General features: G+C 69.7%; 28 protein-coding genes. 11 read left to right on the forward strand and 17 right to left on the reverse strand.

All coding sequences use genetic code 11. The features are described 5' to 3' along the window. Positions 1–4: 4 nt before the first annotated feature. The 6 genes from RM543_RS08495 to RM543_RS08520 form a co-directional block, all read right to left on the reverse strand. Complete coding sequence (locus RM543_RS08495; RefSeq protein WP_311690549.1) at positions 5–1,195, reverse strand: molybdopterin molybdotransferase MoeA; 1,191 nt, start codon at positions 1,193–1,195, stop codon at positions 5–7. Beyond that, positions 1,192–1,671 carry a cyclic pyranopterin monophosphate synthase MoaC gene (gene moaC, locus RM543_RS08500; RefSeq protein WP_311690551.1) on the reverse strand — a complete coding sequence of 160 codons (480 nt, stop codon included), beginning with the start codon at positions 1,669–1,671 and terminating at the stop codon, positions 1,192–1,194. The genes RM543_RS08495 and moaC overlap by 4 nt, the downstream gene beginning before the upstream one ends. Then, positions 1,668–2,468 (reverse strand): indole-3-glycerol phosphate synthase TrpC, encoded by an 801-nt coding sequence (gene trpC, locus RM543_RS08505; RefSeq protein ID WP_311690553.1) that lies wholly within the window; start codon positions 2,466–2,468, stop codon positions 1,668–1,670. The genes moaC and trpC overlap by 4 nt, the downstream gene beginning before the upstream one ends. A gap of 99 nt (positions 2,469–2,567) precedes the next feature. Further along, a complete protein-coding gene (locus RM543_RS08510) occupies positions 2,568–3,254 on the reverse strand; it encodes a uracil-DNA glycosylase (RefSeq protein ID WP_311690555.1) in 687 nt (228 codons plus the stop codon). Between the two features lie 8 nt (positions 3,255–3,262). Further along, positions 3,263–4,276, reverse strand: a complete 1,014-nt coding sequence (trpD, locus tag RM543_RS08515) for an anthranilate phosphoribosyltransferase (protein WP_311690557.1) — start codon at positions 4,274–4,276, stop codon at positions 3,263–3,265. Next, a complete protein-coding gene (locus RM543_RS08520; RefSeq protein ID WP_311690559.1) occupies positions 4,273–4,866 on the reverse strand; it encodes an anthranilate synthase component II in 594 nt (197 codons plus the stop codon). Before RM543_RS08520 ends, trpD begins: the two co-directional genes overlap by 4 nt. 172 nt (positions 4,867–5,038) lie before the next feature. Between RM543_RS08520 and RM543_RS08525 the strand changes: the two genes are divergently transcribed. After that, a complete protein-coding gene (locus RM543_RS08525; RefSeq protein ID WP_311690561.1) occupies positions 5,039–8,176 on the forward strand; it encodes a divergent polysaccharide deacetylase family protein in 3,138 nt (1,045 codons plus the stop codon). A 57-nt stretch (positions 8,177–8,233) separates the two neighbouring features. Here the strand turns inward: RM543_RS08525 and RM543_RS08530 are convergent, their stop codons facing one another. The 3 genes from RM543_RS08530 to pyrC all read right to left on the reverse strand — a co-directional run bounded on the left by RM543_RS08530 (position 8,234) and on the right by pyrC (position 11,852). Next, positions 8,234–9,736 (reverse strand): replicative DNA helicase, encoded by a 1,503-nt coding sequence (locus RM543_RS08530; protein WP_311690563.1) that lies wholly within the window; start codon positions 9,734–9,736, stop codon positions 8,234–8,236. A gap of 320 nt (positions 9,737–10,056) precedes the next feature. Continuing rightward, complete coding sequence (locus RM543_RS08535; protein WP_311690566.1) at positions 10,057–10,731, reverse strand: orotate phosphoribosyltransferase; 675 nt, start codon at positions 10,729–10,731, stop codon at positions 10,057–10,059. Positions 10,732–10,808: 77 nt separating this feature from the next. Next, on the reverse strand, positions 10,809–11,852 hold the full coding sequence (pyrC, locus tag RM543_RS08540; RefSeq protein ID WP_311690568.1) for a dihydroorotase: 1,044 nt from the start codon (positions 11,850–11,852) through the stop codon (positions 10,809–10,811). Positions 11,853–11,958: 106 nt separating this feature from the next. On the opposite strand from pyrC, the gene RM543_RS08545 reads away from it, so the two are divergent. Genes RM543_RS08545 through RM543_RS08580 form a run of 8 tightly spaced genes read left to right on the forward strand, consistent with a single transcriptional unit; the run spans position 11,959 to position 15,914 of the window. Beyond that, complete coding sequence (locus RM543_RS08545; RefSeq protein ID WP_311690570.1) at positions 11,959–12,807, forward strand: urease accessory protein UreD; 849 nt, start codon at positions 11,959–11,961, stop codon at positions 12,805–12,807. Positions 12,808–12,824: 17 nt separating this feature from the next. After that, on the forward strand, positions 12,825–13,127 hold the full coding sequence (locus RM543_RS08550) for an urease subunit gamma (protein WP_116082749.1): 303 nt from the start codon (positions 12,825–12,827) through the stop codon (positions 13,125–13,127). Position 13,128: 1 nt separating this feature from the next. After that, positions 13,129–13,704, forward strand: coding sequence for an HD domain-containing protein (locus tag RM543_RS08555; protein ID WP_311690572.1), 576 nt, complete (start codon positions 13,129–13,131; stop codon positions 13,702–13,704). After that, positions 13,701–14,006 (forward strand): urease subunit beta, encoded by a 306-nt coding sequence (locus tag RM543_RS08560; RefSeq protein WP_311690574.1) that lies wholly within the window; start codon positions 13,701–13,703, stop codon positions 14,004–14,006. Before RM543_RS08555 ends, RM543_RS08560 begins: the two co-directional genes overlap by 4 nt. Positions 14,007–14,052: 46 nt before the next feature. After that, positions 14,053–14,631: a hypothetical protein gene (locus RM543_RS08565; RefSeq protein ID WP_311690576.1), complete on the forward strand. Its 579-nt coding sequence runs from the start codon at positions 14,053–14,055 to the stop codon at positions 14,629–14,631. A 35-nt stretch (positions 14,632–14,666) separates the two neighbouring features. After that, positions 14,667–14,981: an antifreeze protein gene (locus RM543_RS08570; RefSeq protein WP_311690578.1), complete on the forward strand. Its 315-nt coding sequence runs from the start codon at positions 14,667–14,669 to the stop codon at positions 14,979–14,981. Positions 14,982–14,985: 4 nt separating this feature from the next. Next, positions 14,986–15,477, forward strand: coding sequence for a GFA family protein (locus RM543_RS08575; RefSeq protein ID WP_311690580.1), 492 nt, complete (start codon positions 14,986–14,988; stop codon positions 15,475–15,477). Further along, positions 15,465–15,914, forward strand: a complete 450-nt coding sequence (locus RM543_RS08580; protein ID WP_311690582.1) for an SRPBCC family protein — start codon at positions 15,465–15,467, stop codon at positions 15,912–15,914. The genes RM543_RS08575 and RM543_RS08580 overlap by 13 nt, the downstream gene beginning before the upstream one ends. 66 nt (positions 15,915–15,980) lie before the next feature. Here the strand turns inward: RM543_RS08580 and ureG are convergent, their stop codons facing one another. The 8 genes from ureG to RM543_RS08620 form a co-directional block, all read right to left on the reverse strand. Further along, positions 15,981–16,592, reverse strand: coding sequence for an urease accessory protein UreG (gene ureG, locus RM543_RS08585; protein WP_311690584.1), 612 nt, complete (start codon positions 16,590–16,592; stop codon positions 15,981–15,983). A gap of 14 nt (positions 16,593–16,606) precedes the next feature. Beyond that, positions 16,607–17,254, reverse strand: a complete 648-nt coding sequence (locus tag RM543_RS08590) for an urease accessory protein UreF (protein WP_311690586.1) — start codon at positions 17,252–17,254, stop codon at positions 16,607–16,609. Continuing rightward, entirely contained in the window at positions 17,244–17,525 is a 282-nt protein-coding gene (locus RM543_RS08595) for a YrhK family protein (RefSeq protein WP_311690588.1), read from the reverse strand. Before RM543_RS08595 ends, RM543_RS08590 begins: the two co-directional genes overlap by 11 nt. Continuing rightward, positions 17,522–18,088 (reverse strand): urease accessory protein UreE, encoded by a 567-nt coding sequence (locus tag RM543_RS08600; protein ID WP_311690590.1) that lies wholly within the window; start codon positions 18,086–18,088, stop codon positions 17,522–17,524. The genes RM543_RS08595 and RM543_RS08600 overlap by 4 nt, the downstream gene beginning before the upstream one ends. A gap of 74 nt (positions 18,089–18,162) precedes the next feature. Then, positions 18,163–18,390 carry a DUF1127 domain-containing protein gene (locus RM543_RS08605; RefSeq protein WP_311690592.1) on the reverse strand — a complete coding sequence of 76 codons (228 nt, stop codon included), beginning with the start codon at positions 18,388–18,390 and terminating at the stop codon, positions 18,163–18,165. A 261-nt stretch (positions 18,391–18,651) separates the two neighbouring features. Beyond that, positions 18,652–20,361: an urease subunit alpha gene (ureC, locus tag RM543_RS08610; RefSeq protein ID WP_311690594.1), complete on the reverse strand. Its 1,710-nt coding sequence runs from the start codon at positions 20,359–20,361 to the stop codon at positions 18,652–18,654. A gap of 194 nt (positions 20,362–20,555) precedes the next feature. Further along, complete coding sequence (locus RM543_RS08615; RefSeq protein WP_311690596.1) at positions 20,556–21,533, reverse strand: phosphoadenosine phosphosulfate reductase; 978 nt, start codon at positions 21,531–21,533, stop codon at positions 20,556–20,558. A gap of 151 nt (positions 21,534–21,684) precedes the next feature. Next, on the reverse strand, positions 21,685–22,353 hold the full coding sequence (locus RM543_RS08620; protein ID WP_311690598.1) for a polyamine aminopropyltransferase: 669 nt from the start codon (positions 22,351–22,353) through the stop codon (positions 21,685–21,687). A gap of 131 nt (positions 22,354–22,484) precedes the next feature. Here RM543_RS08620 and RM543_RS08625 point away from each other — a divergent pair, with 131 nt between their 5' ends. After that, positions 22,485–23,393 (forward strand): AAA family ATPase, encoded by a 909-nt coding sequence (locus RM543_RS08625; RefSeq protein WP_311690600.1) that lies wholly within the window; start codon positions 22,485–22,487, stop codon positions 23,391–23,393. Next, complete coding sequence (locus tag RM543_RS08630; protein ID WP_311690602.1) at positions 23,393–24,661, forward strand: vWA domain-containing protein; 1,269 nt, start codon at positions 23,393–23,395, stop codon at positions 24,659–24,661. Before RM543_RS08625 ends, RM543_RS08630 begins: the two co-directional genes overlap by 1 nt. The last annotated feature ends 49 nt before the right edge of the window (positions 24,662–24,710 follow it).

The following is a 24,710-nucleotide window of genomic DNA, read 5'->3' on the forward strand; positions in this document are numbered from 1 at the left end:
TGTGTCAAGCCGTTCCCGGCCACAGGGGCAGCGTTTCCACCATCTCTCCGGCCATGCGCGGTCCGTCGTTTTCCGGCCGCACGATCAGGTGGGTGGCGTCGGCGAGGATGCTCAGGAGCGAGCTGTCCTGACTGGGAAACGCGCGAACGGTGCCGTCTACGCCAAGTTTTGCCCGCATGTAGTGCGCTCGTGGTCCGTTCGCCGGCAACTCCGCCGCCAGCGGCCGTGCAACCGTTGTCATCTGAACCTTCGGCAAGCCCTGCATCGCGCGGAGGAGGGGGATGACGAACAGCATTCCGCAAACGATCGAGGACACCGGATTTCCCGGCAGCCCGACCATCGCCGTCATGCCGAGGCGGCCCGCCATGAGCGGCTTCCCGGGTCGCATCGCAACCTTGTGGAACGCGCGTTCCATGCCGAGGTTTTCAGTCACGTCTCCGACGAGGTCGTGGTCGCCGACCGAAACCCCGCCGACCGTGACGAGAAGGTCCGCGTGCTTCGCCAGCTGGACGCTCAGGTCGAGGCTCTCCGCTGTATCCCTGGCAATGGGCAGGAGGCTCACATCGGCCCCCTCCGCCTCGAACATCGCCTTGAGGGCGTAGGTGTTCGACGCGACGATCTGATCCCGCGCGGGGGCCTCGCCGGGCGCCACGAGTTCGTTCCCGGTGGCGAGGAGCGCCACGGCAGGGCGCCGGGCGACGGTCAGGGTTCCGGCGTTCATGGAAGCGGCCAGCGCGATGTCCCCGGGGGTAAGACGTCGGGGCGCCGTCAGCCTGTCGCCCGCCCGGAAATCCCCGCCGGCAGGACGGATGTTCGCCCCGTCACCAAGCGACGCAAGGATCTCGATTTCGTCTGCGGTTCGCCGTGTATCCTCCTGAATTACAACGTGATCTGCGCCATCCGGTACCGGCGCGCCGGTGAAGATCCGGACGCATTCTCCCGCCTCGATGCGGCCCGTCCACATGCGTCCGGCCGGTGCTTCTCCGACCACCTTCAGGGTCGCCCCCGGAGCGACGTCAGGCCCGCGCGCCGCATACCCGTCCATGGCGGACGCGGCGAATGGTGGCTGGTCCCGGACCGCCACGACATCCTCGGCAAGCACCCGTCCTGCGGCCTCGGAGATGGGAACGGAGGCAGCGGGAAGCGGGCTGGCGAGGCTGAAGATATGCTTCAGGGCATCTGCAACCGAAATCACGTGCGGTCCGCCTCGTAACGTCCTGATTTACCGCCATCCTTCAGGACTACCCGTATCTGTCCGATCTCCATGGCGCGATCCGCGGCCTTGAGCATGTCGTAGATTGTGAGGCCCGCGATGCTGACCGCCGTCAGGGCTTCCATCTCCACACCTGTCCGGCCCGTCGTCTTGACTGTGGCCGTGATGCGGACCCCCGGAAGCGCGTCGTCCGGGGTCAGGTCGAGAGCGACACGGGCGAGCGGGAGGGGGTGGCAGAGCGGTATGAGATCGGCGGTGCGCTTGGCGGCCATGATGCCGGCAAGACGGGCGACGCCGAGGACGTCACCCTTCTTGGCCGTCCCCTCGTTGACCCGCGCAAGTGTCTCAGGGGACATGCGAATGACGCCCGTCGCCTCGGCGATGCGGTCGGTCTCGGCCTTGCCGGAGACATCGACCATGTGCGCTCGCCCGGCGTCGTCGAAATGCGTGAGGCTCATGCGGCCACCGGGTTCGCAAGCAGGCTGCGCGCCGCCTCGGAGACGTCGGATTGCCGCATCATGCTTTCGCCGATGAGGAAGCAGCGGGCCCGGTATCCGGCAAGTTCGGCGAGGTCGGACGCCGTTGCGATCCCGCTCTCGGTCACGAGGATCCGGTCGTCCGGGACGCTCGACGCAAGCGACTTCGTCACATCAAGGGAGGTCTCGAAGGTGTTGAGATTTCGGTTGTTTATTCCCATCAGGCGCGATGGAAGCCCGAGGGCCCGGTCAAGTTCGTACGCGTTATGCACCTCGACGAGGATGTCCATTTCGTAGTCCAACGCGGCAGCACAGAGTTCGGAAGCCTGGCCGTCCGACAGGGTCGCCATGATGACCAGGATGCAATCTGCTCCGAGCGCGCGGGATTCCGCGACCTGCCACGGGTCATAGAGGAAATCCTTCCGAAGGACGGGCAGCGATACGGCATCCCGCGCTGCGGCGAGGTGGGCGTCGGAGCCCTGGAAGGACGGTCCATCGGTCAGGACGGACAGGCACGCGGCGCCGCCTTCGGCATAGGCCTCCGCCAGGTGCCGGGGGGAGAAATCTTCGCGGATGAGACCTTTCGACGGGCTCGCCTTCTTGATCTCCGCGATCAGGCCGTAGCCCGTCGCGGAAGCGGACTCGAGCGCATCGGCGAATGGTCTGACAGGGGAGGCCGCGCGGGCGGCGGTGTCGACCTCGGCGAAGGAGCGGTCCGCCTTTCGGGCGGCGACGTCTTCGAGCTTGTAGGCCTTGATACGGTCGAGGATCGTGGACATCGGGCTCCTCCGGAACGCGTGGGACGTGACCGGTGGTAGCTTGCCAGGCCGGCGCGGTCTAGGCGGAGGACGACGCTTCGAGCGTCGCAGGCGGAGGTGTCAGGCGCGCTCGACGTCTGCGGGAGCGTCCGGGCCGGCCCAGTCGATCGGGGCCTCTCCCCGGCGCGCGAGCCACTCGTTCGTCAGGCTGAGTGGGCGGGCATCGAAGAACCCTTTATACGCCGATAGCGGAGACGGGTGCGGCGCGGGCAACATGAGGTGATCGGGGCCCTTCAGGCGGGCGCCGATCTTCTGCGCCGGTCCTCCCCAGAGAAGAAAGGCGCGGGGCGCGGTATCGAGCCGGCCCAGCACCTCGCTCACGAGGCGGGACCAGCCGAGACGCGCATGACCCTGCGCCTTGCCTTCGGGAACGGTCAGGGCGGTGTTCAGAAGGAGCACGCCCTGTTCAGCCCAGTCGGTCAGATCGGTGCGGGTCCGGCGACGGCCGGTCTCCGCCTCCACGAGCTTCAGGATGTTCCCGAGGCTGTCGAGACGACCGCCGAAGCCCGGAGGTATGGAAAAGGCGAGACCGTCCGCCTTGCCGCGTGTGTGGTAGGGGTCCTGCCCGAGGATCACGGCCCGGGTGCGCTCCGGCGGGGTGAGTTCGAGCGCCCGGAAGATCGAGGCCCGCGGAGGGAAGACGGGACCGGCTTCCGCGCTCAGCCGGGCTTCGATCCCGGGCAGCGTCTCCTTGAAGAAGGGCAGGTCGGCCCAGCCGCCGAGACGGGACGTGTCGAGGCGATCCATCTTGCGGGTCAGCCCGTCGTGATCCGGGCGAGATGGGCAGCCTTTTCACGCGCAGCGCCGCTGTCGATCGCTTCGGCGGCCATCCGGGCGCCTGCTTCGAGGGTCTCGACGCGCCCGGCGACGAGAAGGCCCGCGGCGGCGTTCAGAAGGACCGCATCGCGATACGCGCCGGTCTCGCCGTCGAGAAGACGAACGATCGCCCGCCCGTTCTCACGCGGTGTGCCGCCGAGGATCGCCTCGAACGGGTGAACCGGCAGGCCCGCTTCCTCCGGCGTGACGATCCGTTCCGTCACCTTGCCGTCCTTCAGCTCCGCAAGGAAGGACGGCCCGGCGATGGACAGCTCGTCCGTCCCGTCGCCGCCATGAACGAGCCAGGCGTGCTCGGAGCCGAGCTGACCGAGCGTGGTCGCCATGGGCACGAGAAGATCCCGCGAATAGGCGCCGGTGAGCTGGCGCAGGACCCCCGCGGGATTGCTGAGCGGTCCCAGGACGTTGAAGATCGTGCGCGTCCCGAGTTCCGTGCGGACCGGCCCGACATGCTTCATCGACGGGTGGTGCATCGTCGCCATCATGAAGGCGATGCCGGCCTCGGAGAGCGCGCGCTCGACGATGTCCTTGCCGACCATGACGTTGACGCCGAGCTCCCCCAGCGCATCCGCCGAGCCCGATTTCGAAGAGAGGTTCCGGTTGCCATGCTTCGCCACGGGGACGCCGGCCCCGGCGACCACGAGCGCCGCCGCGGTGGAGATGTTGAGCGTGCCCTTGCCGTCGCCCCCGGTGCCAACGATGTCGATCGCGCCCTCCGGCGCGGCGACGGAGATGCAGTGAGCGCGCATCACGGCGACGGCGGCCGTGGTCTCCTCGATGGCTTCGCCGCGGGTCCTGAGGGCCATCAGCAGGCCGCCGATCTGCGCGGCGGTCGCATCGCCCTCGAGCAGGATCGTGAAGGCCTCCTCGGCCTCGGCGCGGGTCAGCGCGCGCTCGGCAGCGGCGGCGATCAGGGGCTTCATTCGGTCGGTCAAGCGGCCTCCGCAGGGGCAAGGCCCGCAAGTTTCAGGAAGTTGCGGAGCAGGGCGTGGCCATGGTCCGAGCGTATGCTTTCGGGGTGGAACTGGACGCCGTGAATCGGCAGCTCCCGGTGGGCGAGGCCCATGATCGTGCCGTCCTCCAGCGCCGCCGTAACCTCGAGCGTATCCGGCAGCGACTCCTTATCGACGATCAGCGAGTGGTAGCGCGTGGCGGAGAGCGGGTTCGGCAGTCCTGCGAACACGCCGGTACCGCCGTGCTGCATGAGGCCGGGCTTGCCGTGGACGATCTCGTGGCACCGGACGACGCGGCCGCCGAAGGCCTGCCCGATCGCCTGATGGCCGAGACAGACGCCCATGAGCGGAACGCGCGCCTCCGCCGCCGCATCAATCAGCGGCAGGCAGATGCCGGCGCGATCGGGATCGCAGGGACCGGGCGATATCAGGATGGCGGAGGGATCGAGCTGCATCGCCGCCTGCACGTCCAGCGCGTCGTTGCGTTCCACGCGGACGTCCGCACCGAGCTCGCCCAGATAGTGCACGAGGTTCCAGGTAAAGCTGTCGTAGTTGTCGATCAGCAGCAGCATGACGGGACCTTCCGGGGGAAATCGCGTGAACCGCCGTCGCGGCCGGGCTATACTTGACGCGCCCCGGCGGGCAGGGTCAAGGGCGACCCCGGCGCCGGGCCCTTCGAGGGGTGAACGGCGCGGGACAGGGCCGGGCCCCTGGGGCGGACAGAGACGAGCGGGAGCTTTCACTATGGGCGGCGGAATCCTGTCGGGACTTCTTTGGGGCAGTGCCTTGTCGGTCATCGCGCTCGGCGTGGCGTCGCAGCTTGCACCGCTGCCGGAGACGAGGGCATCGGAGACGGGGGCACCGGAGACGGAGGCCACGCTGGACGTCCTGCCCGGCGCAGGACCGGACATGGCGCCCTCGACGGGCCGTGATGGCGCCGGAGCGCGCCTGAGCGTGCCGGAAGCGGACGAGACGCCAGAGCGCCGGCCGGAGCCCCTGGCCTCGCGCCCGGCACCCGCAGGCGAGACCGTCGATCCGGGCGTCTCCGCCGAGCTGGACGTGCCGGCCGGGTCGGAGTTCCGGCGCGGACTGACCGACGGCGCGCCGAGCCTTCCCGAACCGGACGGCCAGGGTCCGTCGCTGTCCACCCTGCCGGTCGCACCGCAGGGCAGCTCCGCCGGAGAGTTGCCGCCGCGCTTCGACACCGACCCCGCGGGACGCCCCGATGGCGCGGGCAGCCCGGTTCGGGCGCCGCTCGCCCCTGAAGCGGGGGAAGACTCGCCCGCCCTCGCCGCGCCGTTGCAGGAGGACGGGGCGACGAGCGAGGTCACCCAGTCGCCGGGCGTCGCGCCCGACGTTTCCGGTCCCGATGCGCTGCCGCCGCGTGGTGAGGAAGCCCGGGGCGAGGGGAGCGGTCGGACGGGGTCTCCGGCCGAAGGCGGCACGGCACCCGAGGTCGCGTCCATGAGCCCGGCGCGTGGCACCGCGCCGGATGCGGAGGACGGCGCCAGCTTGGATGCAGCGCGAGCGGCGCCGGGCGCCGGCTCCGGACCGGACGCCGCTCTCGCAACGCGATCCGGAGGGGACGGCGTTTCACCCCCGGACAGCGTGGCCGCTGAGATGTCAGCGCAGGACGAGGTTGCCATGCCGGAGCCGGACGCCGCGTCCTCCGCCTCGGCGGGCCAGATCGGAGCGGAGGAAGACGACGCACCCGTCACGATCGACGTAGCCGAAGAGGATAACAACGCGCCGGCAGATACCTACGGGGAAGAGCGCAGGTCAGATTCGCGCCTTGATGCGGATCCTGCCGGCGATGCCGATCCGGGGGAGCTGGCGGAAGCTCCGGACCGGCTCCGGCAGGGAATGACGGACGGGGCCGCAATGACCGGGTCCGAGGCTAGCCCGGAAACGCCTCCCCTGTCACCCGACAGACCCGAAATGGTTGCGGCGCCCTCGCTCGAACCTGCCTCCACGAGCGATCTCGATCCCGAACCTGGCGCCCCGGTCGCGGCTCTGGAGGGCGATACGGCCAATGCGGCTGCACCGGACAGGCCGACCCTCGAAACCGGCGCTCCCGCGACCCCCGCGGACGCGCCGCTCGCCAGCCAATCCGCCCTCCCGGAGATCGATGACGGGGCGCCTATCACGGCGGGCGAGGCGGTCTCCGCCAGTGCCGGCGATGAGGCCGAGGTCGCCCGCGCCGATCCCGCGATGACCGAACCCGCTCTTGAGGCGCGCCGGGCAGGGGCGGCGGAAAGCGCCTCCCGTGCCGATATCGACCGGTCCGGACCCCCGGCCGTTCCCTCCCCCACAACGTCCGCACGGGGTCGTCCGGGTGACGTTCCGGACGCGCCGGCTCCCCTCCGAGCGGAGGGCGAGCCCGGCGATCCGGCGCGCGCCGAGATGGCGGAGGCGAGTTCCGGCCCGTCGCCCGAGCTGACCATCGGCGCCGTCGCCCGCGACGCGCGCCCCGCGGACCGCGCCGCGCCGGCCTCGATGACGCAGGCGGATCCCTCCCGGATCGACCGGGCGGGCGCTACACGTTCGCGCTCGCCGGAGGCGGAAGACGCGGCCAGCGCTCTGGCGAGCAGGGCCGTCCTCGCCTCGTCCCAAGCCGCCTCCCTCAGCGACACCGCCGATGCGGACCGACCTGAAGAGAGCCCTGTGGCGGCCGCGACGTCGAAGCCTGCCACACGAAGCCCGTCGGGCGGTGCTGACCGGTCCGAGACGCCTGCCGCGGCGACGGTGTCCTCTGCGAGCCGGGCTGCACCCGCGCCGCGCGCATCGGGCGGCGTGCCGGGGCCTGTCTCGGTCGCCTCAGCCGAACGGGCCGGATCGGACAAGGCCGCCGCCATAGAGACCACGGGCCCCCTCGCCAGCGCGGCACCCTCCGAGACGGCTCCGCGCGAGGAGGCCCGGCGCAGCGCGCCTGTCGGCTCGGAGCCGGCCCGGACCGCTGAACGCGATGCCGCGCGCCCCACCCGGGCCGAGGCGCCCGTTCGTTCGGACGCAGCCCGCATTACGGGGCGCGAAGTGGTGCAATCCCCCGAGATGCCGCCCATGGTCGACGATCAGGCGCCCACCGGTATCGGCCTCCGCGTCCTGCCGCTGACGGAGAGGACGGGCCGCTCGACGCTCCCCCCGGAAGGCAGCCTCGTTGCCCGCAGGGACGCGGACGTGGACCTTGGCGGAGCCGAGCCGCCGGCCGAGAGCCAGGGCGCTCTGGAGCGCAATGCCATCCCCTTCGAGGATGCCGCCGGCCGCCCGCAGCTTTCGGTGGTGCTGCTCGATGACGGCACGACGCCGCCCGAGGCCATTTCCGGCCTCTACTTCCCGGTGACCGTCGCCGTCGATCCCGCTTCGGAGGACGCCGCCGCGCGCGCCGCGTCTCTCTCGGCAGCCGGCGCCGAGGTCGTGATCATGGCGAGCGGGCTGCCGAAGGGCGCCCGCCCGCAGGATCTCGAGATCTCCGTCGAGGATTGGCTGACCCGCGTTCCGTCCGCCATCGGCGTGATGGACACGGAGGCCCGCGATCTCGGAGCGGACGAGGACATGGCGCGGCAGGCGATCTCCGCCCTCGCGCGCGGCGGGCATGGCCTCCTCTTGCACGATACGGGGCTCGGAGGCGCGGCGCGCCTCGCCGGCGATGCCGGTCTTCCCTCGGCGTCGCTCTGGCGCCGGATCGACGTGGGCGAGCCGCGTCCGGCCGGGATCGGGCGTGCGCTCGACCGGGCCGCGTTCGAAGCGGGCCGGATCGGCGGGATCGTCGTCTCGGCGACCATGGCGCCGGACACGCTCGAAGGTCTTGGAAACTGGGCCCTCGCGGAAGAGGACGGCTCTGTCGTGCTCGCGCCCCTCTCGGCTGTTCTCGCGGACGAGTAGGCGCCGCCGCCGCCCTCTTGGCTCAAGGGTCCCCGAGCGGGCCGGGGCGGAAGGCGATCAGAAGTCGCCACCGCCCTCGACACGATCCTGCCATGGTTTCACGAGGTTTCCGAAGCGGGTGAAGCGGCCCTCGAAGGACAGCTCGACGGTGCCGATGGGGCCGTGCCGCTGCTTGCCGATCACGACCTCGGCCTTGCCGTGGGCGCTCTCCATTTCCTGCTGCCACTTCGCCATCGCCTCGAGGTCGTTCTCGCCCGGCTTCTCGCGTTCCTTGTAGTACTCCTCGCGGTACACGAACATCACCACGTCGGCGTCCTGCTCGATGGAGCCGGATTCCCGCAGGTCGGACAGCTGGGGCCGCTTGTCTTCCCGCGACTCGACCTGCCTCGACAGCTGGGAGAGGGCGATGACCGGGATGTCGAGTTCCTTGGCAATGGCCTTCAGGCCTTGCGTGATCTCGGAGACCTCGTTGACGCGGCTGTCCTTCGCCGAGGCGGGGCGGACGAGCTGGAGATAGTCGATCATCAGAACGTCCAGGCCGTGCTCGCGCTTGAGCTTGCGGGCGCGGGTGGCGAGCTGGCTGATCGGCAGCGCGGGCGTGTCGTCGATGTGCAGTGGACAGGATTCGAGGGCCTTCGCGGCCTCCACGAACCGGCGGAACTCCTCCTCCGTCATGTCGCCGCGGCGGATCTGTTCGCTCGGCACCTCGGCCGCCTCCGAAAGGACACGCGCGGCGAGCTGTTCGGCGCTCATCTCGAGGGAGAAGAACCCGACGACGCCGCCCTCGAGGGTCCCCTCCGTCCCGTCGGGCCGCCGGCCGCGGCGGTAAGCCTTGGCGACGTTGAACGCGATGTTGGTCGCGAGCGACGTCTTGCCCATCGAGGGGCGCCCGGCGAGGATCAGAAGGTCCGAATTGTGCAGTCCGCCGAGCTTGCGGTCGAGGTCGGTGAGGCCGGTCGAGACGCCGGCGAGACCGCCTTCGCGCATGTAGGCCGCGTTGGCGACGTGAACCGCGTCGGTGACCGCCCGCAGGAAGGACACGAATCCACTGCCCGCCTTGCCCTGCTCGCCGAGGGAATAGAGGTCCTGCTCGGCGCGGACGATCTGCTCGTCCGGCTCCATCTCGGCGTCGACCTTGGCGGCGCGGGCGGCGATCTCCTTGCCCACTTCCATGAGCTTCCGGCGGGTCGCGAGGTCCCGCACGATCTGGGCGTAGTCCCGCGCCGCGAAGCTGGCGATGGCGGCGGAGGAGAGCTGCACGAGGTAGCCCGGCCCCCCCAGCTCCTTCAGCCCCGGATCGTCCTCGAGGAAGGTCTTGAGCGTGGTCGGCGTCGCCTGGAGGTTCTTCGCGATCCGGCTCTCGGCGAGGGTGAAGATGCGCGCATGGACCGGGTCGTAGAAGTGCTCCGGCCGCACGATGGACGCGACGCGGTCCAGAGTGTCGTTGTTGGTGAGGATCGCACCGAGGAGCTGCTGCTCCGCCTCGATGTTGCACGGCACGCCGCCGTCGCCCGATCCGCTCTGGCCGCCGCCCGGCGTGATGGTGGTGATCTCGTTCATGTGCATGCCCGGCCGGCTTTGCGCCGGTCCCCAGTTCTGGGCGATCTGCCGTCGCCCGGATCATCCCCGGTTCTACGCCCTTGGAGCGGTATGCGCAAAATGTATGAACCTGTGGATAGCTCGTGGACGAGCTGTGGATAGACTGTGGACGAAGTGGTCCGGACGGCTCTAGGGAGCGCGGCGTTCGGGCCGGCTTCGGTCTGCGGGAAAATCGGGAGGCGGGGGAGACCCGTGGAGGTGTCTTCCCAAGCGTGCCACCGCTGCGCTCGCTCGCCCTCGGTGACGGGCGAGCGCTGCAGGGCTGCCTTCAGAGGCCGGCCTTACTTCCGGGCCGCTTGCCATGCGCGGGGATCGGCGAGGAAGTCCTCGACGCCGCTCAGCGCATCGGGGCCGAAGGCTTCGCGCTCCTTGGCGACGGCGAGGACGTCGTGCCAGGTGCAGAGGCTGTGCAGCGTGACGCCGTGGTCGCCCAGCGTCTTCGACATCTCGGGGTAGATTCCCCAGGAGAAGACCACGGCGGTATGGGCGCAAGCGGCGCCGGTCTCGCGGATCGCGTCGACGAAGGAGAGCTTGGAGCCGCCGTCGGTCGTCAGGTCCTCGACGAGGAGGATGCGTTGGCCTTCCGTCATCACTCCTTCGATCCTGGCGCCGCGTCCGTACCCCTTGGGCTTCTTGCGCACGTAGCTCATCGGCAGCGCCAGCCGCTCCGACATGAACGCGGCGAAGGGAATGCCGGCGGTCTCGCCACCCGCCACGCCATCGAACGCCTCGAAGCCCGCGTCCCGCATCACCGTGACGGCGAGAAAATCCATCAGGGCGGAGCGCACGCGGGGGAAGGAGATCAGCTTGCGGCAATCGATATAGGCCGGAGACGGCAACCCCGACGACAGGGTGAACGGCTCCTCGGGACGGAAATGGACCGCGTCCACCTCCAGCAGCATCCCGGCGGTCAGCCGGGCGATGGTCTGGCGATCGGGGAAGCTGGTGGGGATCATGGCGGCCTCGTCTGCGAAGGAGCTGTTGCGGTCGGAGACGGCTCCTAGCGCGCGGGGCCGGGCAGGGGAAGGGCGGCTCAGTCCACCACGCGCCAGTGGACGGGCCGGCCGGGATCGAAGACGGTCACGTCCTCGCCGCCCTCGACCGAGACGGGCGCGGGGACGTCCTGCGGATCGCCCTTGGCGAGGGTGATCTCGCCCTTGTTCGGCGTCAGCCCGTAGAAGGCCGCGCCGTTGAAGGACGTGAAGTCCTCCAGCGCGTCCAGCTTGCCGGCCTCGTCGAAGACTTCGGCGAGGCACGCCATCGCGTTCGGCGCGGTGAAGATGCCGGCACAGCCGCAGGCACTTTCCTTGGCGTGGGTCGGATGCGGCGCGCTGTCCGTGCCGAGAAAGACGTGGGGATTGGCCGAGGTGACCAGCTCCACGAGGGATTCGCGATGCACTTCGCGCTTGGCGACGGGGAGGCAGTAGTAATGCGGACGGATGCCGCCGACGAGCATGTGGTTGCGGTTGATCATCAGGTGATGGACCGTGACCGTCGCCGCCAGATCGCCCTGGCTCTCGGCGAGATAGGCGCAGGCGTTGGCGGTGGTGATATGCTCCATGACCACGCGCAGGCCGGGCGTGCGGCGCCGGATCGGCTCCAGCACCCGGTCGATGAACGCGGCTTCGCGGTCGAAGATGTCGATCTTCGGATCGGTCACCTCGCCGTGCATGCACAAGGGGATGCCCGCCTCGGCCATTGCCTCCAGAACCCCCTGGACCTTCGTGAAGTCCTTCACGCCGGACGCCGAATTGGTCGTGGCGCCGGCAGGATAGAGCTTCACCGCGGTGATCTCGCCGCGCTTGTGAGCCGAGACGACATCCGCCGCGTCCGTCTCCTCGGTCAGGTACAGTGTCATCAGCGGCGTGAAGTCCGCGCCTTCCGGCAGCGCCGCCATGATCCGACCCCGATAGGCTGCCGCATCCGCCGCCGTCACCACGGGCGGGACGAGGTTCGGCATGATGATGGCGCGGGCGAAGTGCCGGGCCGTCTCGGGCAGCACCGCCTTCAGCATGGCGCCGTCCCTGAGATGGAGGTGGAAGTCGTCGGGGCGGGCGATGCGGATGATGTCTGGCATGGGATCCTGTTAGCCCCGCTCCTCGGGGACGGTCCAGTGAAAAGGGCAATGCCGCATTGCAGCATCGCGCGGAGGCCTCTACCATGCGGGGGTGAGGGACGCGATGATGTTGGACGGCAGCCGAGCGACGGGACGATTGCAGCGCGCCGAGGGGCGCGCGCATGTGGCCTTCGCAGCGGCTCCGGGCGGCGCGCGTCTCACCGGTCTGCACCAGTCGGGCTGCGCCAAGGCGATGCTTCCGCGCAGTCCGGGCAGGGTGCCCGAGGCGGTGTTTCTGAACACGTCGGGCGGGCTGACGGCCGGGGACCGGCTCACCTTCGCGCTCGATCTCGCAGCCGGAGCGCGCGCCGTCGGCACCACGCAGACAGCCGAGCGCGCCTATGCCTCCCTCGAGGGGCCGGCGGCGGATGTGCGAACCGATCTGAGCCTCGCGTCTGGCGCCTCCCTCGACTGGCTGCCGCAGGAGACGATCCTCTTCGAGCGCGCCGCGATGAACCGGCGCACCCGCGCCGAGCTGGCCCCCGGCGCGCGCCTCCTGATGGTGGAGACGCTGGTCCTCGGCCGGGCCGCGATGGGGGAGGTGCTGAGAAACGTGCGCCTTCTCGACCGGCGCGAGGTGGTCCGCGGCGGCGTGCCGGTCTGGATCGACCCGGTGGAGATCGGCGCCGAGGCGCTGGCGCGTGCCGGTGATCCCGCGCTCTTCGGCGGGGACCGCGCCTTTTCCACGGTTGCCCTGATCGCGGATGGCGCCGAGGATGGGCTCGGCCCCGCGCGGGACGCGCTCGCCGGGGTCACGGGAGACGGGCAGGGCGTGCGCGCCGTCGCCTCGGCCTGGAACGGACGGCTCGTCGCGCGCCTCGCGGCGCCGGACGCCTTCCCCCTCCGGCGCGCCTTGCGCAGCCTGTTCGCGACGTTGCGCGGCGGCGCCCCGATGCCCCGCGTCTGGCAGGATTGAACGATGGAAGGACGGACATGAACCTGAGCCCCCGTGAGAAGGACAAGCTGCTGATCAGCGTCGCCGCGATGGTCGCGCGCGGGCGGCTGGAGCGCGGCGTGAAGCTGAACCACCCCGAAGCCATCGCGCTGATCACCGATTACGTCGTCGAAGGCGCGCGGGACGGCCGCTCCGTCGCCGATCTGATGGAGGCGGGCGCCGGTGTCGTCAGCGCCGATCAGTGCATGGACGGGATCCCGGAGATGATCCACGACGTTCAGGTGGAAGCGACCTTCCCGGACGGCACCAAGCTCGTGACCGTCCATCACCCGATCCGGTAGCATGACAGACCAGACCACCCTCCAGCGCCTGACCCTCGCCTACGTGATCGCGGCCGAAACCCATTCGGGCCAGCGGCGCAAAGGCTCAGACGTCACGCCCTACATCAATCACCCCGCCGAGGTCGCGCGGCTCGTCTCCGAGCACGGAACGCCGGACGAGGTCATCGCCGCCGTGCTGCACGACACCGTCGAGGATGGCGACGTCACCCTCGGCGACATCCGCCGCGACTTCGGCGAGGCGGTGGCGGACATCGTGAAGGCGCTGACCAATCCGCCGGAATGGGACGGTCTCTCGCGTGCAGAGATGAAGGACCGCCAGGCCGAGCACATGTCCGATTCGACGCTGCCCGTGAAACGCGTGAAGATCGCCGACCAGACGTCGAACGTGCGTGATTTCTTTCGCAATCCGGGCGCGTGGGACGAGGCCTCCGCCCGGGAGTACATCGACGGGGCGGAGCGCGTCGTCGATGCCTGCCGCGGAACCGACGCGCTTCTGGAGCACCTCTTCGACCATGCCGTCGCAGAAGCGCGCAAGGCAAACGGGCTGACCGCCCCCCGCTCAGGAGAAAACGCATGATACCCGGAGAAATCATCGTCGCGGCAGGAGATATCGTGTTGAACGACGGTGCCGAACAGACGGTGCTTCTGGTGGCCAATGCCGGAGATCGACCGGTCCAGGTCGGAAGCCACTACCACTTTGCCGAGACCAATGCCGCCCTCGAGTTCGACCGCGCCGCGGCGCGCGGCCAGCGGCTCGACATCGCTGCCGGGACCGCGGTGCGCTTCGAGCCGGGACAGACCCGCGAAGTGCGCCTCGTTCCCTATGGCGGGGCAAGGCGGGTCGTAGGTTTCAACGCCGAGGTGATGGGCGATCTCTGAGGGTCGCCCGCGCCATTTCACGCCCGCATCCGAAAGGGACGAAGAGATGATGACACCGATGGACTTCTGGCGCGCCAACTTCACCATGTGGACGAAGGCGGCTGAGATGCAGGCCGAGACGATGAAATCCGTCTACGGCGTGACCAGCGGCTGGCAGAGCGCCATGCTCATGCCCGGCCTCTGCGCCATGGCCGCCTACCGCCCTCTGACGGGTGGCAAGCATGCGACCGAAGTGAAGCCCGCGCCCGCTGGGGACGCGGCACAGGCCCCGCGTGCCCCGGCTGCGCGCAAGACGCCCGCCACGGTCAGCTCGGCCGCTTCGGCGCCTGCGCCGCAATCGATCGAGGAGATCTACGAGCGCTCGGTCACGAAGAAGGATGCCAAGCCCGCATCCGCGCCGGGAAAGGTCGAGGCGCCGAAGGCCGTTCCCGCCAATGCCGGCTCCGGCAAGGACAAGCCCGCGTCCGACTCCGCGGCACCAGTCCGTGCGTCGAACAGCGCCGCCCCGGCGCGCAAACAGGCCGCGAAACCGGCCGCTTCGCGCAGTCCCCGCAGAAACACCGCCAAGCGCCAGCCGGCGAAGGCGGGCAACCGCACCACGCCCCGCTCCGGCGGCGAATCCTGACATCCGGCCGATCCGGCCACGGGAGATAGAAGAACGTGCCACGCAATCCGGCCCCGTGGGAGCTTGCCACCCACATCTGTTCGGCCTGGGCGCAGTCGATGCTGCTCGCCCAGGAGGCTCAGATGGTAATCGCCTACCGGACCCTCGGCGCCGCCGGCCTCTGGCCCGTCACCGCCGGCGAGAACAGTCGCATGGTCAGCGAGAAGGGACCTGCCTTCACCGCCTCCGCCATGGCCGCCTCGATGGCCGCGATGACCGGCAAGCGCCCGGACGAGATCATGACGGCCGCCATCCGGCCCCTGCGCAAGGAAACGAGCCGCAACGCGAAACGACTATCAGGGGGACGCTGACAACATGCCGATGACGCTCGAGGGATCCTGCCGCTGCGGCGCCGTGCACTTCACGGTCCAGAGTCACACACCGGTGCCCTACCAGCTCTGCTACTGCTCCATCTGCCGAAAGACGGGCGGAGGCGGTGGTTCTGCGATCAATCTGGGCGGGATCGCAAAGACGCTGACCGTGTCCGGTGAAGCCGCGATCGGCAGGTTCAGTGCCGAGATCGAGCGCGGCGGTATCTGCAAGACCTCTTCGGGCGAACGCAGTTTCTGCACCGGCTGCGGCGCCGCCCTCTGGGTTTACGATCCGGACTGGCCGGACCTGATCCATCCCTTCGCCAGCGCCATCGACACGGACCTTCCCGCCGCGCCTGAGCGCGTCCACATCCTGCTTGCGGACAAGGCGTCCTGGGCCCAGGTGCCGGATGGCCCGGCAGAGGTTCATTTCGAGGGCTATCCGGACGAGAGCCTGGAGGATTGGCACAAGGCACGGGGGCTGTGGGTGGCGTGAGGACGGTGCGGCTCACGCACGATTACGATGCACCGCCGGACAGGCTCTGGCGCCTCGTCACAGATTACAGCTCGCTCGCGCGATCCTGCGACGGTCTCCTCAGCTTTTCCGGCCTGCCGGACGGCCGCGTCCGCGAAGGCCAGGAGATCGACGTTCGGGTTCGGCTCTTCGGCCGTTTCCCCCCGCAGCCCTATACCATGCGCGTCATCGCTTGCGACGACGATGCCATGACCTGCCTGTCGGAGGAAAAGGGGATGGGCGTGCGCCGCTGGCGCCACGCCTTTGCCGTCACGCCGCTCGGGTCCGGTTCCCGCCTGTCCGAGGAGATCGAGATCGACGCCGGCCCCCTGACCGCCCTTTACGCGGCCTGGGCCCGGATCCTCTATTCCCGCCGCCACCCAAGGCGCGTGGAGATGCTGGAACGCCAAGCGGTCTGACCGGCGGGCCGTTCGCCTCCTCCGACACCTCCCAGGGATGGGCGCCGGGGACCGGACGTGATGCCCCTAGAAGCCGCCCTCGCGCATCACGAACGCCGCGATCTCCTCGATCCCGTCGCCGGATGCGAGAGACGCGAGGACATAGGGCCGACCATTCCGTGCCGCCTCGGTGTCACTGCGCAGAAGGTCCACATCCACGCCGACATGGGGCGCAAGGTCGGTCTTGTTCACCACAAGCAGGTCGGATTTCGTGACGCCCGGGCCCTTCTTGCGGGGGATGTCCTGCCCGGCGGCGGTGTCGATCACGTAGATCGTCAGATCCGCAAGCTCCGGCGAGAAGGTAGCCGCGAGATTGTCTCCACCCGATTCGATGAGGACGAGGTCGAGATCCGGGATCGCCCGGCGCAGGTCGGCGATGGCGGCGAGGTTGATCGACGCATCCTCACGGATAGCCGTGTGCGGGCAACCGCCGGTCTCGACGCCGCGGATGCGCTCCGACGGAAGGGCCTGCGCGCGGACGAGGGCATCGGCATCCTCGCGGGTGTAGATGTCGTTCGTCACCACGGCCATGGAGAGCCGGCCCGAGAGCTCGCGGCACAGCTTCTCGGTCAGGGTCGTCTTTCCGGAGCCGACGGGACCGCCGATGCCGACGCGGAGAGGGCCGTTGGGGCTTGCCATGGGAGGGGGGTCCTTCAGGTCAGGAAGAGGCGGGGTTGCAATGTCTCGTGCGCCGCCGAGGCAAGATCGGCGCCAAAGGCGGCGCTGCCGATGGCGGTGGGGTCGGTTCCGGGCGCGGCAGCCGCGATGGCGAGGATGGTGCCGTGAAGCCGTGCGATCACCCGCTGTCCCTCGGTTTGTCCAAGGGGGACGAGGCGGATGGCCGCTGAGACGAGGGTTCCTGCGAAGGCCTGCAGATAAAGCGCCGCAACCTCCTGCGCGTCGGCGCCCAGCCGTGCGGCGGCAGCGCCGAGGGCAACGGGAAGGGGGGCGGCGAAAGAGTCGACGCCCGTGGCGCCGGTGACGGTCCTGGCGAAGGCCTCCCCCTGCTCATCGGTCTCCTTCAGTCGCTCGGCGCTGGGCGCGAGGGCACGGGCGAGGGCGGACAGGCCGGCCAGGTCCGCGCCCGGCGCCATTGCCGCGCACAGAAGCGCCGCGTCCTGACGCCCGGATCCGAACCGAAGCACCCCGTCCAGCCAGAGCTCCAGATCGGCGGCCGAGCCGACAGCGCCCTCCGCGACGGCCGTCTCCAGCCCGGAGGAATAGGCGAATGCGCCGATGGGAAAGGCGGGAGACAGCCACTGGACGAGGCTGAGCCGCGCCCTCAGCGCATCAATCTTCATAGCGCTCGGCGAGATCTTCCCTGTCGCCGATTCGAAGATAATGCAGCTCCCGCGCGACGCGGATCGTCGGTTTGGCGGCGAAGAGGAGGGATCCGATGAGGAACAGCCACGTTCCGGCCGTCTGCCAGCTCTCGAAGAAGAACATGACGGACCCGATGACGAAGGACACCGCTGCGCCGAAATCCACGAACGTGTAGGCCAGCTCGTACCGGGCATAGACGCGCTTGTGCTTGTGGCTGCGCTTGCGCTGATCGGGATTGAAGAGCTTCATGAGCGCGGATCGTGGTCGTGCGCATGCCCGTGCGAGTGATCATGCGCGTGTGCATGATCGTGGTCGCCGGAATGGCCATGGTCGTGGCCCATCGTCCGACCGTGCCCGTAGGCGCCGCCCTCGGGGCGGAACGGACCGGTGATCTCGGTCACGTCGGCGCCGAGCTGGCGGAGCATGGCGGCCAGGACATGGTCGTGCCGAATGAGGAGGTGTCCGTCGCCGATCTGGCAGGGCGCGTGGCGATTGCCGATGTGCCATGCGAGGCGGGGCAGGTCGCCCTGGATCTCGAGAAGCGTCTCGGGCGCGGCCCTGACGCCGATGCGACCGCCATGCTCCAGCTCGAGCGAATCGCCCTCCTCGAGGGAGGTCACCGCTTCGAGATCGACGAAGATCGCGGCGCCGCTGTCGGTCACGAGGCGCTTCCGGCGGATCATGCGGCCATCGTAATCGAGGGTCACTGTGTCGGCGGCGCCGTCTGCGGTGCCCCTTGATACGGAAACGGCCCGGCGCGGTTTCGCGTCGGGGCCGTTCGGTCCGGCCTCTGCGGCCGTTTTATCGTCCATCTGCGTCATCAGGTCAGGTTAGCTGCCCTGCCGGGGCCCGCAAGGGCCATGCTGCATCCTGACGTCGCGGCTGTTCAGTAGAGCATGTCGCGGAAGACGTAACGCACGATGTCGTCGCGGGTCAGGCCACGCTTGGCAAGCTGGGCGTCCGTCATGTTCTGCAGTTCCTGCACGCGGCGGAGGCGGGCATTGCTCTCGCCGATCGACACGAGGAAGCGGCCGAAGGCGCGGAAGGGGGCCGCGATGGCGCTGCCAAGGTTGCTGGCGTGGTCGTTGCTGTGGGTGCCGGTGATGAAGGCCATGATATCGTTCCTGCTCTCGAATGTCGTTCGCTGCTGTTGAGGTGAAGTTATGCCGCAGCGCGGAAGACGACCACCGACAAGGCTGAAGACCCGCGTTGCACGAGGCTCATGGCAAGGTCATGCATGCTGACCAATATAGGGTTGCGTGAGGTGCATGGCGCAGGAAAACAAGGGCCCCGAGCGAGCGGCCGGTCCCGGCGGCGAAAGAGCGGCGCCGGAACGCCCCAGGACCGGCGCATGGCTGCACCTGCAGCATGACCCTCAGAACAGGAAGTAGCGCTGCGCCATCGGCAGCTCCGTCGCCGGCTCGCAGGTCAGCAGTTCGCCGTCCGCGCGGACCTCGTAGGTTTCGGGGTTCACGTCGATCGCGGGCATCGCGTCGTTCAGGATCATGTCCGCCTTGCCGATGCCGCGGGTATCGCCGACGGCCAGCGTGCCGCGCATCAGGCCGAGCTCCCCGGCGAGGCCGCGGGTCTGCGCCGACTGGGAGACGAAGGTGACGGCGGAGCGCGAAGCCGCCTGCCCGAGGGCGCCGAACATGGGGCGCGAATAGACCGGCTGCGGCGTCGGAATGGAGGCGTTGGGATCGCCCATCTGCGCGCAGGCGATGGTGCCCCCGATCAGGACCGTGTCGGGCTTCACCCCGAAGAAGGCAGGGGACCACAGCACGAGATCCGCCCGCTTGCCGGGCTCGATGCTGCCGATATGGGCGGACATGCCGTGCGCGATGGCCGGGTTGATGGTGTACTTGGCGATGTAGCGGCGGACGCGGAGGTTGTCGTTCTCCCCGGCCTCTCCGGGCAGCCTCCCGCGCTGGACCTTCATCTTGTGCGCCGTCTGCCACGTCCGGATGATGACCTCGCCGACACGGCCCATCGCCTGACTGTCAGATGCGATGATCGAGAAGGCGCCCATGTCGTGCAGGATGTCCTCGGCGGCGATGGTTTCCTTGCGGATCCGGCTTTCGGCGAAGGAGACATCCTCCGGGATCGAGCGGTCGAGGTGGTGGCAGACCATGAGCATGTCGAGATGCTCCTCGAGCGTGTTGCCCGTGAAGGGGCGCGTCGGGTTGGTCGAGGAGGGGATCACGTGCGGCAGGCCGCACACGCGGATGATGTCGGGGGCGTGTCCGCCGCCGGCGCCCTCTGTGTGGAAGGCGTGGATCGTCCGGCCCTTCATCGCCGCGATGGTGTTCTCGACGAACCCGCTTTCGTTCAGCGTATCGGTGTGGATCATCACCTGGACGTCCATTTCGTCCGCGACGGAGAGGCAGGTGTCGATCGCGGCCGGGGTGGTGCCCCAGTCCTCGTGCAGCTTGAGCGCGCAGGCACCGCCGTCCACCATCTCGACCAGCGGCGCGGCGCGGGAGGCGTTGCCCTTGCCCGACAGGCCGAAATTCATCGGCAGGCCATCGAGCGCCTGGAGCATCCGCCCCAGGTGCCAGGGGCCGGGGGTGCATGTCGTGGCGAGCGTGCCGTGGGCGGGACCGGTGCCGCCGCCGAGCATGGTGGTCACGCCGGAATGGAGCGCGTCCTCGACCTGCTGCGGGCAGATGAAGTGGATATGGCTGTCGAACGCGCCGGCGGTGAGGATGCGGCCTTCGGCGGCGATGATTTCCGTGCCGGGGCCGATGATCACGTCCACGCCGGACTGGGTATCGGGGTTGCCGGCCTTGCCGATCGTGTGGATGCGCCCGTCCCTGAGGCCGACATCGGCCTTGTAGATGCCGGTCGCGTCCACGATCAGCGCGTTGGTGATGACGGTGTCCATCGCGCCTTCTGCGCGACTGACCTGGGACTGGCCCATTCCGTCCCGGATCACCTTGCCGCCGCCGAACTTCACCTCCTCGCCATAGGTGGTCAGGTCACGCTCGACCTCGATGACGAGGTCGGTGTCGGCCAGCCGCACGCGGTCGCCGGTGGTCGGTCCGAACATGGCGGCATAGGTGTCGCGGGAGATCGTCGCTGGCATGGGGGAGGGCCTCATGGGGATCGTTTGCGCCAGTGGACGCGATCGGGGCCCGACGGGTCAAGCGCCGCGCCGCGGCACGGACGCCCCGCCCATGGCCGATCGGGCCTCGGGCGGAGATATTGCGGCGGAAAGATGAAAATGGAGGCGCGCTTCGGTCCCCGGCCGCAGGGCAGCGCCGGGAGAGTGCCGCGGGCCTAGTCGTCCTCGCGGGCCGGCGGCAGGGTGCGACCCTTCGCGGCCAGGGCCTCCTCGGCGGCGGCAAGGGCGCGGCGGAACCGGGGGCGGTTCGCCACCCTGAGCGCGGCGCGCGCCCAGAGCGCGGCCAGAAGCGGGCGATCCTCCTCCTCGAGCTTGCCGAGGGTGCGGCGGAGGTAGGGCGGGTAGGCATGGCGACGGCGCCAGTGGCGGGCGAAGGCGCGCGCGTCGAACGTCCCCTTGCCGGCGGCCCTGAGGATCGGGACGAGGATGTTCATCCGCTTGAGATGGCCCTCGGGGGCCGTGCCGAGATGGGATACCGGCAGCATCGTCATGCCGGGCCGGGTGAAGAGCGCGGCATGCATCGCGTCCTCGAGCACGGTGGGGTCGTAGATGATCCAGCCCCGTTCGGCGCCGTCGGCCATGCGCGGGGCATAGCCGAACCGATCCGCGAAGCAGACGCGGCGCATCTCGGGCCAGCGACGGTCCCATCCTGCGATGCCGGGTTCGAGCGTCGCCTGTGGGCCGATCAGCAGAAGCCGCGCGCCGGGCGAGGCGACGGAATAGGCCGCGGCCGCATAGCCGCAGGGGCCTGCGCCGTAGAAGAGGACGGTCTTGAACGTATCGAAGAAGCCTTCGTCGATGAGCTTGTCGAAGAAGGCGTGGACGTCCGGGTCCCTGAACCAGGTGTCGCCCTCGGCATAGAGGCAGAGCTGTGACCAACCCTCCTTGCCGGCGATGTTGAGGCCGTAGGGCAGTTCCGTCTCGCCGCCATCGCGGATGATCTCGGCATTCTCGAAGGTAACGAGAAGCACGTCCTCGTCGTCTTCGGTATAGAGTGCACCATGGTCGCGGCCGAGGCGCTCGTGAAAGCCGTGCATGCGGCCGTGTGCGTCCAGACGGGCGCGCCAAGCGGCCGTGTGGCTGTCGTCCTCCGCCTCCGGGGCGGGGCCTGTCGGAGTCGCGCTGCCGTCCATCACGGTCTCCAGTCTAGCGGCGACCGGGCGCATCCGTCCACCGTGCTCTCGGGGTGGGGCGCGACCGGCAGGCCAATCATTCCGTCGTGTCTGATGTTGCAACCGAACGTGGCCGGATCAAGGAGCCGGCAGGAGCATTTCGCGGCGGCTTTCAGGCCTCTCTGCGAAACACCAGAAGAGCCCCCGCGGAGTGTCGGGGCGCGTAGGTAAGGCCGGCGGCCGCCATCGCGGCGAGGGCGGCATCGGTGCCGGCGGGGCCGTCGCGGTCAGGTGTGAGGCAGAGGATCGCGGCGCGGAGGCCGGGGAAGGGGCTTTCCGCCATCGCCAGCGATTCGGCTTCTCGCGGGGAGGCGATGAGAAGGGTGGGCGCGTGGTCCCGCTCGAGCGCTGCCATGCCGAGAAGGGGGACCTCCGGGCCGTCCTCGGCGGAACCCGGTACCGCGCCAAAGGGATCCTTCGGCGCCGAGAGGCGCGTTTGGCCGGGTGCCCCGGCGACCAGACCCGGACGGAGCGCGATGCGGGGCAGTCCGTTCTCCTCCGCCATGCCGCGGATCATGGCGGCAAGGCGGGGGTCGGGCTCGGTCACGGTCACGCGGGGAACGCCGAGGCGCGCTGCGAGAACGCCGGCGATATGACCCGGCCCACCCCCGACGATCAGGACGCTGTCATCGGTGCGGGCATGGCGCAGGGCGGCAGCGATCAGGGCCTCGTCATACTCACCTGCGCGCATGGCCCGGCGGACGGCTCCCGGGAGCACCTCCACCCCCGGAAAGGCGAGACCGCGGAAGCGCAGGGACCGTGTCTTGCTCGTTCCGTCCATGCCGGTCTCCGTTCAACCTGGGGGCGGGGACGAGACTAACCCTCATCGCGCCGCGCCGCCACCGCTTGACCGCCCCGCTGCGCCCGGCGCAGCCTCGGGGGGGCGAGGATCCGTGCGGGGAGGGGACGAGAATGGCTGAGGTGCCGGGCTCCATAGGCGAGGTGGAGGAGATGCTGGCGCGGCAGGATTACATCTGTGGCCGGGCGCTGGCGACCGTGGTGTTCCTGTCGCTTCGGCTCGGGCGGCCGCTCTTCATGGAGGGCGAGGCGGGCACCGGGAAGACCGAGATCGCGAAGGCGCTCGCCGCCGGGCTGGGGCGCCGCCTGATTCGCCTGCAATGCTACGAGGGGCTGGACGCGTCGAGCGCGGTCTACGAGTGGAACTTCCCGGCGCAGATGATTGCCATGCGCGCGGCGGAGGCTTCGGGCGGGGCGGCCAGCCGCGAGGCGCTGGTGGCCGAGATGTTCTCCGAGGCGTACCTCATCGAGCGGCCCCTCCTCGAAGCGATGCGGCCGGGTCCGGGCGGGGCGCCGGTTCTGCTCATCGACGAGATCGACCGGACGGACGAGCCGTTCGAGGCCTTTCTTCTGGAAGCGCTGGGCGACTTTCAGGTGACGGTGCCGGAACTGGGCACCATCCGCGCGGAGGAGCCGCCGATCGTGGTGCTGACGTCCAACCGGACGCGGGAAGTCCATGACGCCCTCAAGCGCCGCTGCCTCTATCACTGGGTGGACTACCCCGATGTCGAGCGCGAGCTGGCCATTCTCGCCGCACGGGTGCCGGAGGCGCAGGCGCGGCTCAGCCAAGAGGTGGTCGCCTTCGTGCAGCGGCTCAGGGACGCGGACCTCTTCAAGCGGCCGGGCGTGGCGGAGACCATCGACTGGGCCCGCTGTCTTCTCGCGCTGGACGCGGTGGCGCTGTCGCCGGAGGTGATTGCCGACACGCTGGGCGCGGTACTCAAGTACCAGGACGACATCGCGCGCATGCAGGGCTCGGAGGCGGCGCGGATCCTCGCGGAGGCACGGGCGGAGATCGCCTGATGGCGCGGATCGGCGCGCCCCGGATCCCGGAGGATGGCCGGCTCGCCGAGAACATCGCGCATTTCGCGCGGGCGCTCCGGGCGGCCGGGCTGAAGGTCGGGCCCGGGCGTGTGAGCGACGCGGTGCGCGCGGTGGAGGCGGCCGGGTTCTCGGACCGCCGGGATTTCTACTGGGTGCTCCACGCATGCTTCGTCTCGCGGCCGGAGGAGCGCACGGTCTTCGCTCAGGCCTTCCGTCTGTTCTGGCGCGACCCGCGATACCTCGAGCACATGATGGCGCTCCTCGTGCCCTCGGTGCGCGGCGTGCAGGAGGAACGTCCCGCCGATCCGGGCGCCCGGCGTGCGGCCGAGGCCCTGACGCAGGAGGCGCCGCCACCGAGCGAGGAGCCTCCGGCCGGCGAGGATGTGGTGGAGATCGACGCGCGGACCACGGCATCCGCGGACGAGCGCCTTCGCAGCCTCGATTTCGCCCAGATGAGCGCCGAGGAGATGCGGGCGGCGGAGCGGGCGGTGAGCCGTCTGGCCTTCGGTCTGCCGCAGATCCAGAGCCGGCGGATGCGGGCGGACAAGGCAGGGCGCTCGCCCGATTGGCGCCGGGTCCTCGCGGCCTCAGCGCGGCGGGGCGGCGAGATCGGGGCGCTGCCGATGCGAAAGAAGGGCGTCCGGCCGCCGGACCTCGTGGCGCTCTGCGACATCTCGGGCTCGATGTCGGAGTATTCGCGGATCGTCCTGCACTTCCTTCACGCGGTATCGAACAGGAGGGACGCGGGGTGGGGCCGTGTCCATGCCTTCACGTTCGGCACCCGCCTGACCAACATCACCCGCCACCTGGAGCGGCAGGACGTCGATGCCGCCCTCGCCGCAGCCGGCCGGGAAGCGCCGGACTGGGAGGGGGGGACGCGGATCGCGGAGAGCCTCGCGGCGTTCAATCGCGACTGGTCCCGACGGGTTCTGGCGCGGGGGGCGATCGTGCTTCTGATCACCGACGGGCTGGAGAGGGGCGCGCCGGACCAGCTCGCTCGCCAGATGGAGCGGCTCCGGCTGTCCGCGCGCCGCGTGGTCTGGGTGAACCCCCTTCTGCGCTTCGACGGCTTCTCCCCGCGCGCGGCCGGCATCCGCTCGATGCTGCCGCATGTCGATTCCTTCCGTGCAGGGCATTCGATCCGGGCATTGGAGGACCTCGCGGCGGTGCTCGCGGGATCCATGGATGCCGGCGAGCGGGGCCGGTTGAGGACGATGCTGAGGGCGACCGAGCCCACGCAGCCGTGAGGAACCGACGCGGTCTCCCCGGAGTTTGGGGCTAAACCTATATCCTGGG

This window comes from Tropicimonas omnivorans, from assembly GCF_031846565.1.
Taxonomy (GTDB): domain Bacteria; phylum Pseudomonadota; class Alphaproteobacteria; order Rhodobacterales; family Rhodobacteraceae; genus Tropicimonas_B; species Tropicimonas_B omnivorans.